The 15612-nt window shown below is 55.8% G+C and carries 17 protein-coding genes; 7 read left to right on the top strand and 10 right to left on the bottom strand.

Translation table 11 applies throughout. The annotated features are described in order from the left end of the window. Positions 1 to 66 precede the first annotated feature (66 nt). From AC2FLO_RS00945 to AC2FLO_RS00930, 4 genes are all read right to left on the bottom strand, one after another. Complete coding sequence (locus AC2FLO_RS00945) at positions 67 to 315, bottom strand: hypothetical protein (protein WP_496755116.1); 249 nt, start codon at positions 313 to 315, stop codon at positions 67 to 69. Between the two features lie 405 nt (positions 316 to 720). After that, positions 721 to 963, bottom strand: a complete 243-nt coding sequence (locus AC2FLO_RS00940) for a hypothetical protein (protein WP_496755115.1) — start codon at positions 961 to 963, stop codon at positions 721 to 723. Positions 964 to 983: 20 nt separating this feature from the next. Next, positions 984 to 1334, bottom strand: a complete 351-nt coding sequence (tnpB, locus tag AC2FLO_RS00935; protein WP_496755113.1) for an IS66 family insertion sequence element accessory protein TnpB — start codon at positions 1332 to 1334, stop codon at positions 984 to 986. Next, entirely contained in the window at positions 1331 to 1768 is a 438-nt protein-coding gene (locus AC2FLO_RS00930) for a hypothetical protein (RefSeq protein ID WP_496755112.1), read from the bottom strand. Before AC2FLO_RS00930 ends, tnpB begins: the two co-directional genes overlap by 4 nt. Positions 1769 to 2178: 410 nt before the next feature. Between AC2FLO_RS00930 and AC2FLO_RS00925 the strand changes: the two genes are divergently transcribed. Then, positions 2179 to 3330 carry a tyrosine-type recombinase/integrase gene (locus AC2FLO_RS00925; RefSeq protein ID WP_496755110.1) on the top strand — a complete coding sequence of 384 codons (1152 nt, stop codon included), beginning with the start codon at positions 2179 to 2181 and terminating at the stop codon, positions 3328 to 3330. A 185-nt stretch (positions 3331 to 3515) separates the two neighbouring features. On the opposite strand, the gene AC2FLO_RS00920 is transcribed toward AC2FLO_RS00925, so the two are convergent. From AC2FLO_RS00920 to AC2FLO_RS00895, 6 genes are read right to left on the bottom strand one after another with little or no spacing between them, the layout of a single operon-like run. Then, a complete protein-coding gene (locus AC2FLO_RS00920; protein WP_480748967.1) occupies positions 3516 to 4286 on the bottom strand; it encodes an SDR family NAD(P)-dependent oxidoreductase in 771 nt (256 codons plus the stop codon). A gap of 22 nt (positions 4287 to 4308) precedes the next feature. Further along, positions 4309 to 5067 carry an SDR family NAD(P)-dependent oxidoreductase gene (locus AC2FLO_RS00915; RefSeq protein ID WP_480748966.1) on the bottom strand — a complete coding sequence of 253 codons (759 nt, stop codon included), beginning with the start codon at positions 5065 to 5067 and terminating at the stop codon, positions 4309 to 4311. A 24-nt stretch (positions 5068 to 5091) separates the two neighbouring features. Continuing rightward, positions 5092 to 5904 (bottom strand): ABC transporter permease, encoded by an 813-nt coding sequence (locus tag AC2FLO_RS00910; RefSeq protein ID WP_480748965.1) that lies wholly within the window; start codon positions 5902 to 5904, stop codon positions 5092 to 5094. Positions 5905 to 5915: 11 nt separating this feature from the next. Beyond that, on the bottom strand, positions 5916 to 6767 hold the full coding sequence (locus tag AC2FLO_RS00905; RefSeq protein ID WP_480748964.1) for an ABC transporter permease: 852 nt from the start codon (positions 6765 to 6767) through the stop codon (positions 5916 to 5918). 13 nt (positions 6768 to 6780) lie between these two features. After that, positions 6781 to 7938 (bottom strand): ABC transporter substrate-binding protein, encoded by a 1158-nt coding sequence (locus tag AC2FLO_RS00900; protein ID WP_480748963.1) that lies wholly within the window; start codon positions 7936 to 7938, stop codon positions 6781 to 6783. 39 nt (positions 7939 to 7977) lie between these two features. Further along, positions 7978 to 9096, bottom strand: a complete 1119-nt coding sequence (locus tag AC2FLO_RS00895) for an ABC transporter ATP-binding protein (RefSeq protein WP_480748962.1) — start codon at positions 9094 to 9096, stop codon at positions 7978 to 7980. Positions 9097 to 9222: 126 nt separating this feature from the next. Between AC2FLO_RS00895 and AC2FLO_RS00890 the strand changes: the two genes are divergently transcribed. From AC2FLO_RS00890 to AC2FLO_RS00865, 6 genes are all read left to right on the top strand, one after another. Further along, a complete protein-coding gene (locus AC2FLO_RS00890) occupies positions 9223 to 9999 on the top strand; it encodes a helix-turn-helix transcriptional regulator (protein ID WP_480748961.1) in 777 nt (258 codons plus the stop codon). A 285-nt stretch (positions 10000 to 10284) separates the two neighbouring features. Then, entirely contained in the window at positions 10285 to 11061 is a 777-nt protein-coding gene (locus tag AC2FLO_RS00885) for a hypothetical protein (protein WP_496755109.1), read from the top strand. Positions 11062 to 11207: 146 nt separating this feature from the next. Next, a complete protein-coding gene (locus AC2FLO_RS00880) occupies positions 11208 to 11414 on the top strand; it encodes a helix-turn-helix transcriptional regulator (RefSeq protein WP_496755107.1) in 207 nt (68 codons plus the stop codon). After that, a complete protein-coding gene (locus tag AC2FLO_RS00875) occupies positions 11404 to 11712 on the top strand; it encodes a hypothetical protein (RefSeq protein WP_496755106.1) in 309 nt (102 codons plus the stop codon). Before AC2FLO_RS00880 ends, AC2FLO_RS00875 begins: the two co-directional genes overlap by 11 nt. Then, a complete protein-coding gene (locus AC2FLO_RS00870; protein ID WP_496755105.1) occupies positions 11709 to 13850 on the top strand; it encodes an AICE element replication initiation protein in 2142 nt (713 codons plus the stop codon). Before AC2FLO_RS00875 ends, AC2FLO_RS00870 begins: the two co-directional genes overlap by 4 nt. A gap of 481 nt (positions 13851 to 14331) precedes the next feature. After that, positions 14332 to 15231, top strand: coding sequence for a LysR family transcriptional regulator (locus AC2FLO_RS00865; protein WP_480589227.1), 900 nt, complete (start codon positions 14332 to 14334; stop codon positions 15229 to 15231). Positions 15232 to 15612 lie beyond the last annotated feature (381 nt).

The raw sequence follows: 15612 nt of genomic DNA, 5'->3' as shown, positions 1-15612 counted from the left end.
TGACGAACTTGTCCCATAATGCTTCCTTCCATTCCTGAGAAAGGATCGCACCATCAAACCATGGGATCAAACACCTAGGGCATCAAGATAGGCGGTTCCAGATACGCTGATCGGAAAGCCGTTCATCACTTCCCTGCAAGTTGCGATCTCTCCACCCTCGGCAAAAGCCTCGTGTTCCAGTGCCGTCGATTTCCCTGCACCGGGTTCACCGAGCAAGACAACACATGGTTGGTTGCGCAAATGGCTCAGGGGTTGAACCACACGCCCACCTTGAGCCTCGATGACGACTCGCCTGTCTAAGAATGCATTTTTCATGTCGGGAACGTAATGACTTAACAGTCTCCTGAAAACCTGCAGCGGAACTATCACTTAGATTGGTTAATGATGCCTGTTTTCTTCCCAAACGGCGTGCAGTTCGAAGTACCCCCGAGTTTCCGCTTTCTTGAACTCATATTGACAATTCAGGCGAACTGTAGGCTGCGTACCGGAGGTCCGCTTTTTGGGGACTGCGCCGTCTCCTGCTGAAATGCGGCAAATTCACATATTCCGTTCTTCGTTCAGGTGTCTTCGCGCATTCAGCATAATATTGGCGACCACAATGAGTGTTCGGAAGATTGCCATCCAGTCAATGAACCGAAATAGTTTAATGGTCTGCTGCAGTGGATTTACCTTCGGATTTACCTTCTGCCGAAGATGCTCGGCGGTTTGATCAGCTCGAAATTAGTCGTCATCCCACATTTCTTCACTGAATTTCTTGAGATCAAAGGTTTCATCTAACTCACCAAGTGCCTCAACTCGCCTGAGGATCGGCTGTATTCGTTCAAGAAGACTCTGTTTGTCATTAAGGCTGGCGAGGTGGAACTCTAGGGCGTTACGAATGATATCGTCATCGTCGGGAACGCTTGTCAGTTCCCGCAGTTGTTGGAGCAAATCTCCAATTGGCTCTGTCTTCTTCTGTTCCATTACCAACACCTAATTTAAATTTATGCAGCAGTGGGCTTGAACGGCCTAGCCCCAACAACTCGTCTCCAATCGAGGCCTTCAAAAAGCGCTTCAAACTGTGCTTTGCTCAAGGTCATCATACCGTTTCGAAGTCTTGGCCACACAAAGCCTTTGCTTTCGATGCGTTTGTACGTCATCACCAGCCCCGTTCCGTCCCAGACAATGAGTTTTAGTCGGTCCGCGCGTTTTGATCGAAAAATGAATACAGCACCGCTAAAGGGGGCGAGATCAAATTCGTTCAACACGATAGACGCCAGACCATCCATACCTTTGCGAAAGTCGACTGGCTCGGTCGCTACGTAGAACTTAAAGTTTCCGGCTGGTGTAATCATTCGTCGCCCTCAAATGCTCGGATCAGTGTTGCAAGTTTCCCGAGTGGGTAACAGGCGGGAAATAGGACCTCGCAACCACCACGCTTGAAGACGATGTTTTCTGACGCGGCTGAGACGGTTTGCTCACGTGAGCTAACTTTAATCTCCGCAAACGACGGCTGAGATTTGGGTTTTAAGGTTGAGTGCGGACCCGACGCCTTTTTCTCCGACGTTTTCTTCCACCTGGAAGCAGTCTCGTGTTTGACACCACAGGTCTTTGCAACTTCACCGACAGATAAACGGCCCGACTTCATTTGTTGTCCCATTTCATCTTTAAATCTTCGGGTCCATAGACGACGGCCGTCTTTCCCAACGGGAATTGAGTAACCGTAGGCGTAGAAGACGTTTTCGATTTTCTGGTCACTTGCGAGCTCACCCAACATTTCAGAATTCATGATGCCTGTATCCTTTTGGAGGCATCATAAACTGCAGGGAATTGGCTCGTCAGAGGCTATCTAGGGGGTCAGATGCAACGCTTACATTCTTCCCTGTTGCTTCCAGAGTGCTTCGAGTTGTGCAGTGGCCCAGAATGAACAAAGCCGCCCTGAGGCGGCTTGTTCGAGACTCTGTTCGACCGAAGTGGTTGCGGGAGCAGGATTTGAACCTGCGACCTTCAGGTTATGAGCCTCATAGGCGCATGTTTGTCGTTATTTGCTGAAGTTATTTCTTGTATGACTTATCAATATGTTACGCATGCCTTGTCTTGTTGCAAGCATTCTCCACATTGTCCAAAATTACTCTCCGGTGTAGCACCTGTGTAGCACCGTCTACTTTCGGTAGCACCGAAACACCTAAAGGATACACCGTGGCCAGTCACCGTTTGAACTTCACCAAAGCCGCCCTTTTGAAAGCCCCAGCCGCCAAGAAAGGATCACGGGACTACTACTATGACGAACGGGAAACGGGGTTGATACTGGCGGTGACGGCAGCGGGATCAAAGAGCTTTTATCTATACAAACGGATCGAAGGGCGACCCGAACGCCTGTTGCTTGGCAAATTTCCTGACATGACCGTGGAGCAGGCCCGCAGGGCGGCAGCAATGGCCAAGGGCGGCATCGCGTCTGGGTCGAACCCTCAGAAAGAGAAAAAGGCCATTCGGGATGAAATGACCTTTGGGGCGCTTTTTGCCGAATACATGGGCAAGTATTCCAAGGTGCATAAGAAGTCGTGGAAATACGACGAGCGGGAAGTAAACAAATATCTGTCGCATTGGTTCCGCAGAAAGATTTCCAGCATTGATCGGGCCGAGGTAGAAAGGCTTCATGCAAAGATCGGCAAGGACAACGGCTTGTATCAGGCCAATCGTTTGCTTGAGCGTATTCGCTCCATATTCAACAAGGCCATTGAATGGGGGTGGAAAGGTGTGAACCCCGCTGTTGGTATCAAAAAGTTTCGGGAACAAAGTCGCGACAGATTCTTGCAGCCGGACGAGCTGCCCCGGTTCTTCGAAGCACTGGCAAATGAACCCAACGAAGCCGCGCGGGACTTCTTCATGATTTCTCTTCTCACTGGGGCGCGGAAGTCCAATACGCTGGCGATGATGTGGAAGGATATCAATTTTCAATCGGCAACATGGCGGATTGAGGAAACCAAGAACGCCGACCCACTGACTGTTCACCTTCCCCAGCAGGCAATTGAGCTGCTGATCGAACGAAAACTAAAGTCGGACAGCCCCTATGTGTTCGAAGGCTCGGGCAAGAACGGCCATCTTGCGGACCCCAAGAAGGCGTGGAACCGGATTCTAGAAGAAGCTGGAATCGACAACCTGCGCATTCATGACTTGCGCCGCACCTTGGGCAGCTATCAGGCGGCAACTGGTGCCAATGGATACATCATTGGGAAGTCACTTGGACACCGGTCACAGCAGTCAACTGCAATCTACGCAAGGCTGAACCTAGACCCGGTTCGAGAAAGTGTGGACAAGGCGACCGAGTTGATGTTTTCGAAGGTAAGTTAGGGCGGGAAGAGCCCATTGCCGACTTTGCCGAGTGATCTGGTAGCTGCGAGTGCATTCGGTAGCTCTGAGCCCAAAGCAGCCATATCGCAAACGCAAATTGCTGGAGCAAGACATGATCAAGACCGCAGTTCTTGGGTGTTGTCGGATTGGGGTTTTTGCCTCACTGGACCCAAAAGTACAGGTCTCTAGCCGCGCGTGTACCAACCATTGTCAACGTAAAGCGCGGAGCCGTTCACGAAACTTGCTTCGTCCGACGCAAGAAACAGGACGGCGTGGGCAACCTCCTCGGGTTCGCAAATGCGCCCTTGGGTCGCTGCAAGATCGCCGTCTTCCCAGTGCTGGCCCTGCGCATCCAGTTCGGCGATCTCTCGCAGACCATGTGCGGTTTTCACGAAACCCGGACAGACGGCGTTGCACCGGATGCCCTGCTCGCGATATTCGACCGCGATGGCGCGTGAGAGCTGCAGGACAGCCCCTTTCGTCATGCAGTAGAGCGACTCGAGTGCATATCCCAACTCAGAAGCGATCGAGGCGGTTATGACGACGGACCCACCACCATTCGCGACCATCTCCGGCAAGGCGCGCCGACACACTAGAAAGGCAGACCGCACGTTTATGTCCATGAGCCGGTCATAGTCCTCCTCGGTGGAGTCGTGGAGCGGTTTGACGATGATTGTGCCAGCGTGATTGAAGAGCACATCGTAGGGGCCAACCTCCGTCTTGATTGCGTCAAAGGCGCGGTCGACATCTACGGACCTGGCGACATCGGCCTGAAAGAACCAGGCCTCTCCGCCGGCGTCGTGGATCATCTTAACGGTTTCGCGGCCCGCCTCTTCCTGAATGTCGATGATGGCAACGCGCGCGCCCTCATTGGCGAACAGAAGAGATGTGACGCGCCCCATGCCTGCGGCTCCACCCGATATCACCGCCGTCTTTCCAGCCAGTCTTCCGGTCATGTTCGTCTCCCTTGCTGCGTACTCAGATGCATTCGCCACCATCGACCACAAAGGCGTGACCGGTCATGAATGACGATTTGTCCGACGCCAGAAATACGATGGCATCCGCGATTTCGTCGACAGTACCGAAGCGGCCCATTGGGATAGCATCGCGGATGTATTCCTCCAGCTTGTCGCGTCCGCCCATCTGAACTTCGAAACCGAGGTTGAAGGGCGTGTCGATAAACCCGGGACAGAGCGCATTGAACCGTATGTTTTCCTTTGCGTAATCGGCAGCCATCTGGCGCGTCATCGCGAGAACCGCGTGCTTTGTCGTGGCATAGGCAATCATCTCGCGATCGTACTGAACGCCGGAATTCGAAGATGTGATGATGATGCTTCCCCTTCCCTGACGACGCATCGGAGCAAGCGCCGCCTGCGCGGCAACAAAGTGGGACCGCACGTTGAGCCTCCAAGACAGGTCCATGTCCGCGACCGCGACCTGTTCCAGCTTGCCTTCGATCTGAACGCCTGCGTGTGAATGAAGGATATCCAGCCTCCCTTCGTCCCGCGCCACGTCGGCGATCGTCGCGACCAGTTCAGCATCATCCGTGACGTCGACCTCAAGCGCCCTCGCCTTGTGACCCTCGTTCACGATGCGTTTCGCGACCTCTGTGGCAGCCGCTCCGTCTTTGTCCGTGACCACGACCATTGCTCCTTCGCGTGCAAGGGCCTCGGCTCCGGCAGCGCCGATCCCCGAGCCAGCAGCCGTTACGAAAGCAACGCGATTTTCCAGCAGCATTGAAACCTCCCAGGTTTTTTGCTCTCAGCGCTTGTCGCCGCGCCGTAGAATCAGTTGTGCGATCACCAGAAGGACGAGCGATGCAAGCATCACCATCGTCCCGATGGCGTTGACCTCAGGTGTCACCCCGCGCCGGATCGAAGAGAAAATATAGATGGGCAGCGTCGTCTCGGAGCCGGCAACGAAAAAGGCGATGATGAAATCGTCGAAGCTGAAGGTGAAACTCAGCAGAAACCCGGCCAGAATCGCCGGTGCGATCAGCGGAAGCGTTATAAGCCGAAACGTGCGCAAGGGCGGTGCATAAAGGTCTGCAGAAGCCTCGGACAAGGCTCCCTCAAGTCCCTGCAGACGGGCACGTACTATCAGGACGACCAGCGCAAGTGTGAACATTGTATGCGCGGCGATGAGGGACGGCATGCCCATCGACAGGGCCGGCGGCTCGCGGCCTTCGGGCCATATACTGGCCAGCCACGGGTTGACCACGTCGAAAACGGTCACCAGCGCGATGAGAGTCGCGATCCCGATTACGATGCCTGGGATCATTACGGCGATGTAGATAATCGCATCGAAGAATGCGCGCGCCGGTCCTCTGATCCCTTGCAGGCCAACCGCCGCCAGCGTGCCAAGAATGCTGGCCAGTGTTGCTGACACGAAGGCCACAAAGAGGCTGTTGCCGAGCGCGTCCATCACGAAGGGGTTGTCGAGGGCCCGCCCGTACCACTTGAGAGAAAACCCTTCGAACTGACTTGCACTGCGGCCCGCACTGAAACTGAAGAGCGCAATGATAGCGATCGGTGTGTAGAGGAACACATAGACGAAAAGGGAGTAGATGCGCATCGATCAGGCCCTCACATGATCGACACGTCTTCACGCGTGGCGCTCAGGCGCGCGATAAGACGCATGTAGACCGTGACCGTCACCAGCATGACGAGAATGAGCATGACCGCCACTGCCGAGCCAAAGGCCCAGTTTCTGGATTGCAGGAAGAGATCGACCAGCGCATTGCCGACGAAAAAGACCTTGCCGCCGCCAAGAAGGGCCGGGATCAGGAATTCGCCCATCAGCAGGATGAAGACCAACATACACCCGGTTGCGATGCCCGAGATGGACATCGGCAGCGTGACCCTGAGAAAGGTCGTGAACGGCCTCGCCCCGAGATCGGACGAGGCTTCCAAAAGCCGTTTGTCGAGACGATCCAGCGCCACGTAGATCGGAAAAACCATAAGCGGCAAGTAGCCGTAGACGATGCCGACGGTGACCGCGAAGGGCGTGTAGATCAACCGTACCCCCTCGATGCCGAAGGTTTCGAGAAGTGCGGGCAATCCCTGTCCGCCCAAAATGAAAATCCACGCATAGCTGCGGATCAGGATCGAGGTCCAGAACGGTACGATCACCAGAACGAGCAGGATCGTCTTCCATCTGGGGTCTGTTCGTACGGCAAGCTGATAGGCCAGTGGATATGCGATGATCAGCGCCGCCAGAGTTCCCAACGGAGCGAGTGTGAGAGTGTTCTTGAAAGCGGTGAAGCGCGCTGGCAGGTTCGCATATTGCTCGAAGGTGAAAGCGGGCACCCAGCCGCCGGCAGGTGCCCGCTCTCCAAAACTGAAGATCAGCACAACGGAGAGCGGAAGCACGAGCATCACCAGCAGCCAGGCACCCGCAGGTGCGACCAGAAGCCAGTTCCTTTCGCGCTCCGTCATCCCTTTCGTCCGATTAGGCCGACTTGAAGCGCGCGAGCAACTCGGCGCGGTTCGGGTCGGTCAGGGTTGCCGCAGCCCCGAATTCGAGCGCATTAAGGCGCTCTGCCGCCGGATAAAGGATCGGGTCGTTCAAGATCTCTTCCGGCAACAAGGCGTTCGTGCGGCTGTCCGCGACCGGATAACCATGGGCAAGGACTTCTCGCGCATTGACCTCAGGATCGAGCATGAAGTTGATCAGCGCATAGGCCGCTTCCATGTGCGGTGCGCCTTTGGGGATGGCGTAGTAGTCGCTCCAGAGTTCACCACCCTCCTTGCCCAGCGCAAAGGCAATCTCGGGGATGTCGGTATTAAGTTGCTTGCCGTCACCGGTCCAGCAGATGGTAAGCCAGGCGTCACCCGACCGCATTGCGGGCTGGTAATCCGACGTGATCGCGAAGAGGTGCGGTTTGACGTCGATCAGCAGTCTTTCGGCATCTGCCAGTTCCGCCGCGTCGACTGAGTTGAATGAATATCCGTGATAATTCAGCGCAGCGCCGATGGTGGTCAACTGATAGTCGTGCACCATTGTGCGGCCGGAGAAGTCATCCATCGTGCGATCGAAGAAGTCTTTCCAGCTGTCGATGGCGGCACCGCCGTTGTGCGACGTGTTGCTGGCGATACCGGTGGTACCCCAGTTCTTCGGCACCGCATAGACGACCCCGTCAACGATCCCGGCATCGGCAAAGCGGGGATCGAATGCATCCGGGTCATAGTTCGGAAGTTTCGACAGATCGAGCGGCTCGATCAAGCCCTCCTCAACATAGGTCGTGATCGTGTAGTTCGTTGGAACGTAGACGTCCCAGCCGCTGCCCCCGGCCTGAAGCTTTGCCAGCATTTCCTCGTTCGAACCAAAGACGTTCACCTGTGTGAAAGCGCCTGTCTGATCAGTGAATATCTCGAAGTTCTCAGGATCGTGATAGTTCGGCCAAGTCGCCAGAACGACACGGTCGCCGATATGGCTGCCGGCCAGCGCGCGTGACGGGCTGAGGCCGGGAAGTGCGCCGGCCATCACGGCCGACGCGGTGCCAAGCCCTGTGACGCCAAGGAAATGTCGCCGCGTGACCGAGCCATTTTCGTAGCGACGCAACTCTTCCATGAATTTCCGTTTTGAGATGTATGATTTGTCTTTCATGTCGTGTCTCCCAGTTGGATGGTTGCTGCTCTTTGACCTTCAGTCCGGCCTCAGGATTAGGGCGGCCTCAGGGGTCCAGTGGACCCAGACGGTGTCGCCTTTCCCGAGTGTCGATAAACCCACGTCCGCCTGACGAGGCGCAAGTGCGGTGATATTTCCAAGGTGTTCGTGACGGACGACGTACTCGGTGTGCTCGCCTAGGAAGATGCGGTTCTGCACCGTCGTCGGGAGTCCATTCGGTACTTCGGTTCGGCTCAGTCTGATCTGTTCTGGACGCACGCTGAGACAGCCTGCTTGGCCAGTGGAAATATCCCCGACAAGGGCGCAGGAATAGGTCTGTCCGTTGGCGAGCGTGATCGCGCTTTCACCGCTGGAGGCGATCTTGACCTTTCCGTCAAAGAAATTCGATGTTCCCACGAAGTCTGCGACATAGCGCGTGGTCGGGCGATCGTAGAGCTCCTGCGGGCTTCCCTCCTGAACGATCTCACCTGCGCGCATTACGCAAATCCGGTCAGACAACGACAGCGCCTCTTCCTGATCATGCGTGACAAGGATGAAGGTGATCCCCAACTGACGCTGGATATCCTGCAACTCGATCTGCATTTCCTTGCGCAGCTTTCGGTCGAGCGCGGCAAGCGGTTCGTCTAGCAAAAGCAGCTTGGGTTCGTTGACGATCGCCCGCGCAAGGGCGACACGCTGCTGCTGCCCGCCAGACATCTCCCAAATGCGACGCTTTCCGAATTCGCCCAGGCGTACGGTGTCGAGCACGCGTTGCACTCTGTCGGCGATTTCGGATTTCGGCAGTCTCGGCCGCCGCTGATCCAGCCCGTAAGCGATGTTCTGAGCGACGGTCATATGCGGAAAAAGCGCATAGCTCTGAAAGACCATGTTCACGGGTCGTCGGTACGGTTCGAGGTCGGAGACATCCTCGTTTCCGATCAACACCTGCCCTTCGCTCGGGGTTTCAAAGCCCGCCAGCATTCGGAGTGCGGTTGTTTTGCCGCAGCCTGAAGGGCCAAGAAAGGACAGGAATTCGCCCGACCCAATGCTGAGATCGATGTTATCCACCGCGACAAGCGACCCGAACCTCTTGGTGACGCCGCGCAACTCTGCGATGGGCGTCTCTATCCTTTCAGTGGGCTGTTCGTGATGCAGCAATGGCTTGCCTGAGCAGAAAAAACGAGGGATCGCGACTATAACGCGTATTCCACAATTAGTCGTGGAATATGCGTTTGTGTAAATATGCAATTCGTTATATGCCTTTTTTGATATTTGAGGGACGACATGCCGACAGACTGGAACTGCCAAGCCGCGCTGTGCCTCGATGCCGTTGGAACTTCATCCTTCGCCGAGACACTCGCCGATGGTCTGCGCAGCGTGGTGCCCTACGAATTCACAGTGATCTTCGGATACATGGGGAAAGAGCGGCCGCTGGCGCTCTTTGACGATTTCACCCCTGCGCGGCGAAAGCTCCACGTCGACGACTACCTTGAGGGCCCTTACCTCATTGATCCGTTCTTTCTGGCGAGCATCGGCGACACTCCGCAGGGTATCTGGCGATTGAAGGACATAGCGCCCGATCGCTTTTATCAGGGCGAGTACTATCGAAGCTACTATGCTCAGACCGGATTGGCGGAAGAGGTCGGTTTTCTGATCGACGTGGATTCTGAGCTCCAGATCGTTGTATCGCTCATGCGGACAGAGAAACAATTCAGCAAGGCCGAGATGCGCGCCTTGTCCGAGATCCAACCCATCGTCCAAGGATTGTGCCGCCATCATTGGTCGAGCGTTGACAGATCGGGCCAAAGCAAGACCTCGGACATCCTGAACCGGAAAGTCGCCGACGCCTTCAACACGATCGGCGATGGCGCTCTGACTGACCGAGAAAGCCAGATCGTTGAGCTGACGCTGCGTGGCCATTCTTCGGAGGCGATCGGCAGACTGCTCTCGATCTCGCCTGGAACCGTCCGCATTCACCGCCGGAACGTCTACGCAAAGCTAAGGATCAACTCGCAGGGAGAACTCTTTTCTCTCTTCCTCGATACTATCGGTGCCAGCTAGCTCGAATACATAAAGGACGCGGCACAACGCTGTGGTTTCGCCGTAAGCATATGTCTGCTTTGTCCGCATAGCGGCCGTCAACGACGACTAGTGCTGCACCCGCAGCGAATGGCTGTTTAGTGGCCTTCCTGCTAGAACCAACTAAGGCTGGGATGTTCGCATTCACCAAAGACCTACCAATTCCCGAAAGATCGCTTCAGGCAGACCACCCTTAGTTTCACCGTCTGCACTGTCAGCCCTGTCAGCCACTGGCGTTTTGCTTGCTTTTCCTGAACAAGCAGCGTCATGGAACAAGCAGACAACACCCTCCCCGACACCGACACGTCACCGACCGCACCATGGCAGCGCCTGATGACAGGCCACGGCTTTCTGTCAGAGCTACACCGCCTCTATGATGCCCGGTTCATGCTTGAACTGGAGATGTTGGTTGGTCCCAAAGCCGATGTCGCAGACCTACGCGATGGGGTTGAGGTCGCAGCGCGGGCCTATATCCGAGAGCGTCGCAACATGCGACGACGCAAGCCGGGTGCGATGGAGTATCGCCGCTTGTCAGCATTGTCCGCCAAGCTTGAGCCGGTTTTAATGGACCTTGCCCGAGTGCAATCTTCACCAAACTGTTCCGGGAAACTGGCCGACGCGCTGGAAATGCAAGCCCGATCTGCCGACCCAAGCGCCGCCGGAATAGTGAACCTGATCGAAGGCGCATTTGGTCCCGGTGACCCTGTAGGGCACATCGCGGCGTTTCTCGGTTTGTTGCAAAATGCCGCCGCGCAAACGGTTGCTCTGGGCGAGAATGACAGCCCAAGCAGCTACTACGGGGCCGATCTGGACCGCTGGTCTCAGAGACCAAAGAAGACCGAAAGCCAGCCGATCTTTGCCTTGGCCCGTGCCTTTCGCCCCTATTGGGAGCGCAACGCCATGCGCCCCTTCAATGCGGGCCGCTACGATCCAGCCACCAAGCAAAACAAGGCAACCGCAGTAGATGTGATTCATTTGATCGGCCAAAAACTTGATCCGGACCTGACGCGCGCGCGTGTAGTCACGGTAATGCGGGTGATATAGACATATTTTCGCCACATTATGTGGCAGTTAACCGGCATGTTTTCCTATGTAGGAAGTAGTTTTTCTTTCCTGCTTCACGCGTTTCGGCCTGCCCAATCGCGCTCTAGGTTTCTCTTCATCGATGTAACTTGATGGAGAAAATCACGATGCCAAATCACGCAGCAACCCTGCTTAAACCCGAGCACGTCGCAGAACGCCTCGGCGTGTCCACAACCACCCTTGCCACATGGCGCTGCACCAAGCGCTACCCGCTGGCCTATGTCAAAGTTGGCCGCTTGGTCCGCTATCGTGCCGGAGATGTGGAAGCGTTCGAGATTGCACGTCTTCAGGAGGTGGTTGCAAATGACTGGTAACTGGAAGCCCATTGAATTTGCAGCAATTGCGGAACTCGCCCGGATCAACCTGCAGAATCTTCTGGCGGAATGGTTGCCCGATGGCCGGATCATTGGCCGCGAATGGGTGGCGCTGAACCCCACCCGTGCAGATCGCTCGCGCGGCTCGTTTCGGATCAATCTCGACAGCGGGTTTTGGGCAGACTTTGCCACGGATGACAAAGGCGGTGACGCCATAAGCCTCTTTGCCTATCTCAACGGGGTGCAGCAAGGACAGGCGGCGCGTGCGCTGGCACAGCGTCTGGGGGTACAGGCATGAGCGCGCTACCCGACCTTCGCCACCCGACAGCCGGTATCGCTGACACCCAGCATATCTACCGCAGCAAAACGGGTGCACCTGTGCTTGTTGCCAATCGCTATGAAGGCAACGGCAAGGGCAAGTTCTTCCTGCCCTATGACGTGACCAATGAGGCATGGAAAGCACCGCGGTCGCGCCCGGTCTATCATCTGGACCGGATCGCCCAGGCGAACCCGGATCAGCCGGTAATCTGGGTCGAAGGCGAGAAGTGTGCCGATGCTCTGGCGGGCTTGGGGTATCTGGCCTCTACCAGCTTTGGCGGCAGCAAGGCGCTGGCAAAGACAGACCTGTCCCCGCTGGCAGGTCGCACTGTCATAATCTGGCCTGACCATGATGAGCCGGGACAAAGCTATGCCGCAAAGCTGGCCGAAGAGCTCATTACGTTACATAGGGCAACGCCGCTGATCCTGCCTATCACGGACGCTCTGGTTCAGGCGCATAATTCAGCGGGGCTGATCCCTAACCCTATACATAGGGGCTGGGACGTGGCCGATGCCATTGCCGCAGGTTGGCGGCAAGGCGAGATTGACGCCCTGATTAACAACGTGGCCTGTGATCTGCCGGATGCAACCGCCGCTTACCTGACGCGTAAGGTTCAGCCTTCCGCAAATGACCCGCATCCCCCTATGTATCGTAGGGATAGCGCCGACCCATATACGTTACCTATACATAGGGACGAACCCGCACTTATACGTAGCGATGACAATGCGGCGCTGGTGGACGGGCTGGAGCTTTGGAACACCCCGCAGGGTGAGCCCTATGTAACGATACGGGCCAAGGGTCACTTCGAGCACTGGCCTGTAGGTTCCACGACCTTCCGCAACTATCTGGCTTATGCCCATTACAAGGCCGAGGGCAAAGCCCCCTCCAATGCCGCGCTGGATGACAAGCGCCGGATGCTGGAAGGAGTGGCCCGGTTTGAAGGCGAGACCTACCCCGTATCCAGCCGCATCGCCTCCATCGGGCGCACGGTCTATCTCGATCTTGGCGACACGGACTGGCAGGCTGTGGCGATCACTTCCGAGGGCTGGCAGGTGGTCAGCCACCCGCCCGCGCGATTTCGGCGCTCACCAGCCATGCAGGCGCTGCCTGTACCGGAACGGCATGAACACGGCATCGACTTGTTGCGCGATTTTCTGAACGTGGACAGCGAAGATGCTTTCCGCATGTTGGTGGCATGGGTTCTGGGATGTTTCCATCCCAAAGGCCCCTACCCTATTCTGATCCTGTCAGGCGAACAGGGCAGCGCCAAAAGCACCACCGCGCAAACCCTGCGCGATTTGATCGACCCTGCCAGCCCAAGCACCCGCAGCACGCCCAATTCCGAACAGGATTTGGTGATTGCTGCCATGCACAACCATGTTCTGAGCTTTGACAATCTCTCGACCATCCGTCCGATGATGGCAGATGCATTCTGCCGGATTGCTACCGGGGGCGGTTTTGGCACCCGCAAGCTACATACGGACAGCGACGAGGTATTGTTCAACGCCACCCGACCCTGCCTGTTGAACGGTATTCCCGATCTCGCGGCGCGACCTGATCTGGCGGATCGCGCCATTGGCGTTCATCTGCCGGTGATCCCACCCGGTAGGCGCAAGACCTTGGGCGCGTTCAATCGCGATTTTGTCAAGGCCAAGCCTTACATTCTGGGTGCGCTGTTGGACGCGGTATCCTGCGCCTTGGCAAGGATTGACTCTGTGAGCCTCCGCGAGGCCCCCAGAATGGCAGACTTCGCTAAATGGGTGGTTGCCGCCGAAGATTCCCTTGGATGGGCTCAGGGCGCGTTTCTGGACTCCTACGCAGCCAATCGCGCCCGCAGCGACCAAGCCGCTGTTGAGGCCAACCCGGTCGCGTTGGCAATTCTGTCACTGATGGACGGACGGCAGCATTGGAGCGGAACTGCAACCGAGCTTAAGCAAACCTTGCGGGATCGCTTCCCGGCGCTGACAGAGGATAGCCAGAGCTTCCCCCGGTCTGAGGCAAGGTTCGGCGCGGCCCTGCGCAGGGTTCAGCCTGTGCTGCGGCGGCAGGGCGTAAACATCGCGTTTAGTCGGGAAGGCAAAGCCGGGATGCGGGTGATAGAATTGAGCAGTCGGTGAAAGTTCGTACTACAATTTTTTGGCTAACGCGCTCGATCCCTTGGGTCGGGCGCCTTTTTGTTGCTCCACCTATTGCGTTTTTCTGGTTCGACTTTCGTCTGCTACGCTGGACGGAACGGACACGCAACAATACACAAACCTTCACACTCCCATTGGAGCCACATTTAGAACCAAGATGGGTAGCACTGCATTAGGTGCTGAACGTCCAATTCACTTTGAAATGCCTCCGGGTGGCTTTGCATCATTTCTTGAATAAATTCCCGTCGTTGTCGTGTCGCTTCATGGGTGTTCTCGCAGCACCGCGAAGGATCAGGGGTACGTTCAAACAGTTTGTGCAACAATCTGAAAGGTTTCCAAGTATCGAGTTGTGGGGTGATGTGCAAAGTCATTGTTAGCCACCTTGGTTCATGGGTTCTCCATTCAGGTTATTGGCCAGCATCACCTTCTGGTATCGTGCTTGAATTTGTGCTGTTCTACATAAATGCAGAGCGAGAATTGGAACTGGTCCGATGTACGCGTTTTTCTGATGGTCGTCAGAGAGGGGTCGACGCTGGCCGCTTCTCGCAAGCTCGGCATGGCCCAACCTACTGTGGCTAGGCGTATCGATGCATTGGAACATGCAGCCGGACTAGTTCTGTTTGAGCGTGACACCAGAGGCTTCAAACTCACGAAAAACGGACTCAATCTCGTCAAGAGCGCCGAGACGCTCGAAGCCGCAGCAAATATGTTTGCCAGACATGTAGGTGAATTGGCGGAAACAAAACCTATTCGTATCACTGCATATTCAGCGAACTTCTCGCCGCGAATGGTCGATATTGTCAATGAATTTTCAGCAAGTAACCCCGGCATAGCGTTTGAGTTCTTGCCTTCAGTGAGAGCTCTGGACCTTATGGCAGGTGAAGCAGATATAGCGCTACGATTGGTGCGGACTGAACCTGACCAAAATTTGATTTCAAGGAAGATTAGCGACGCGAAGTGGTCGCTGTTTGGTGGGAAAAGTTATGAGCAGGAATTTGGATTACCCACCTCATCTCGGGATTTGAAAGGCCACAGGTTCGTCACGTTCAAAAGAGGGGACGTCCCCAACGTTTTTCACCATTGGTTAGTGGAACGCATTGAGTCCCAGCAGATTGTGGCGACCTATAGCGAACTGGACTTAATGCATTCGGCAATCAGGGCGGGTCAAGGGTTGGGAATAAGCAACGTGAAGTTGCTTGAGTCGGACAAAACCCTCATCAGGTGCTTCGACGAGATCGAGGAGCTGTCAGCGCCACATTTGTTGTTGGTTTCACCAGATGCCTACCGACGTCCTGAAGTTAAAGCCTTTGTCAAATATTTCGCACCTCGCTATGCGGTAATTTTTAAGGAACGAGCCACCTAATGCTGAATGGAGCTGCAGCCGACGAAATTGCGAGTTCCCTTCTGTGATGAGAGTTGACATGGTCCACATTAGGCTCTGAGCCGACATTCGCGGTTTTGGCTGACGGTGCTGACAGTGCAGACGGAAACTGCGGGTTGGTTTTCATGATGGGGTAAGATTCGTCTTCAGGAAGCGTCAGAATGAGAACGCTTTGATAGCTGTTCTTTGCTCCGTAGCGTAGCACCGCAGTAGCACCGGGCGAGCACGTCCCAAACGCAGAAAGCGCCCCTTTGGGCGCTAAGTGCTTGATATCTGACTGGAAGTATTGGTTGCGGGAGCAGGATTTGAACCTGCGACCTTCAGGTTATGAGCCTGACGAGCTACCGGGCTGCTCCATCCCGC

Source organism: Ruegeria sp. TASC047, from assembly GCF_059612445.1.
The sequence above is the reverse complement of the archived record's forward strand: the minus strand, read 5'-3'. Positions and strand labels throughout refer to the sequence as shown.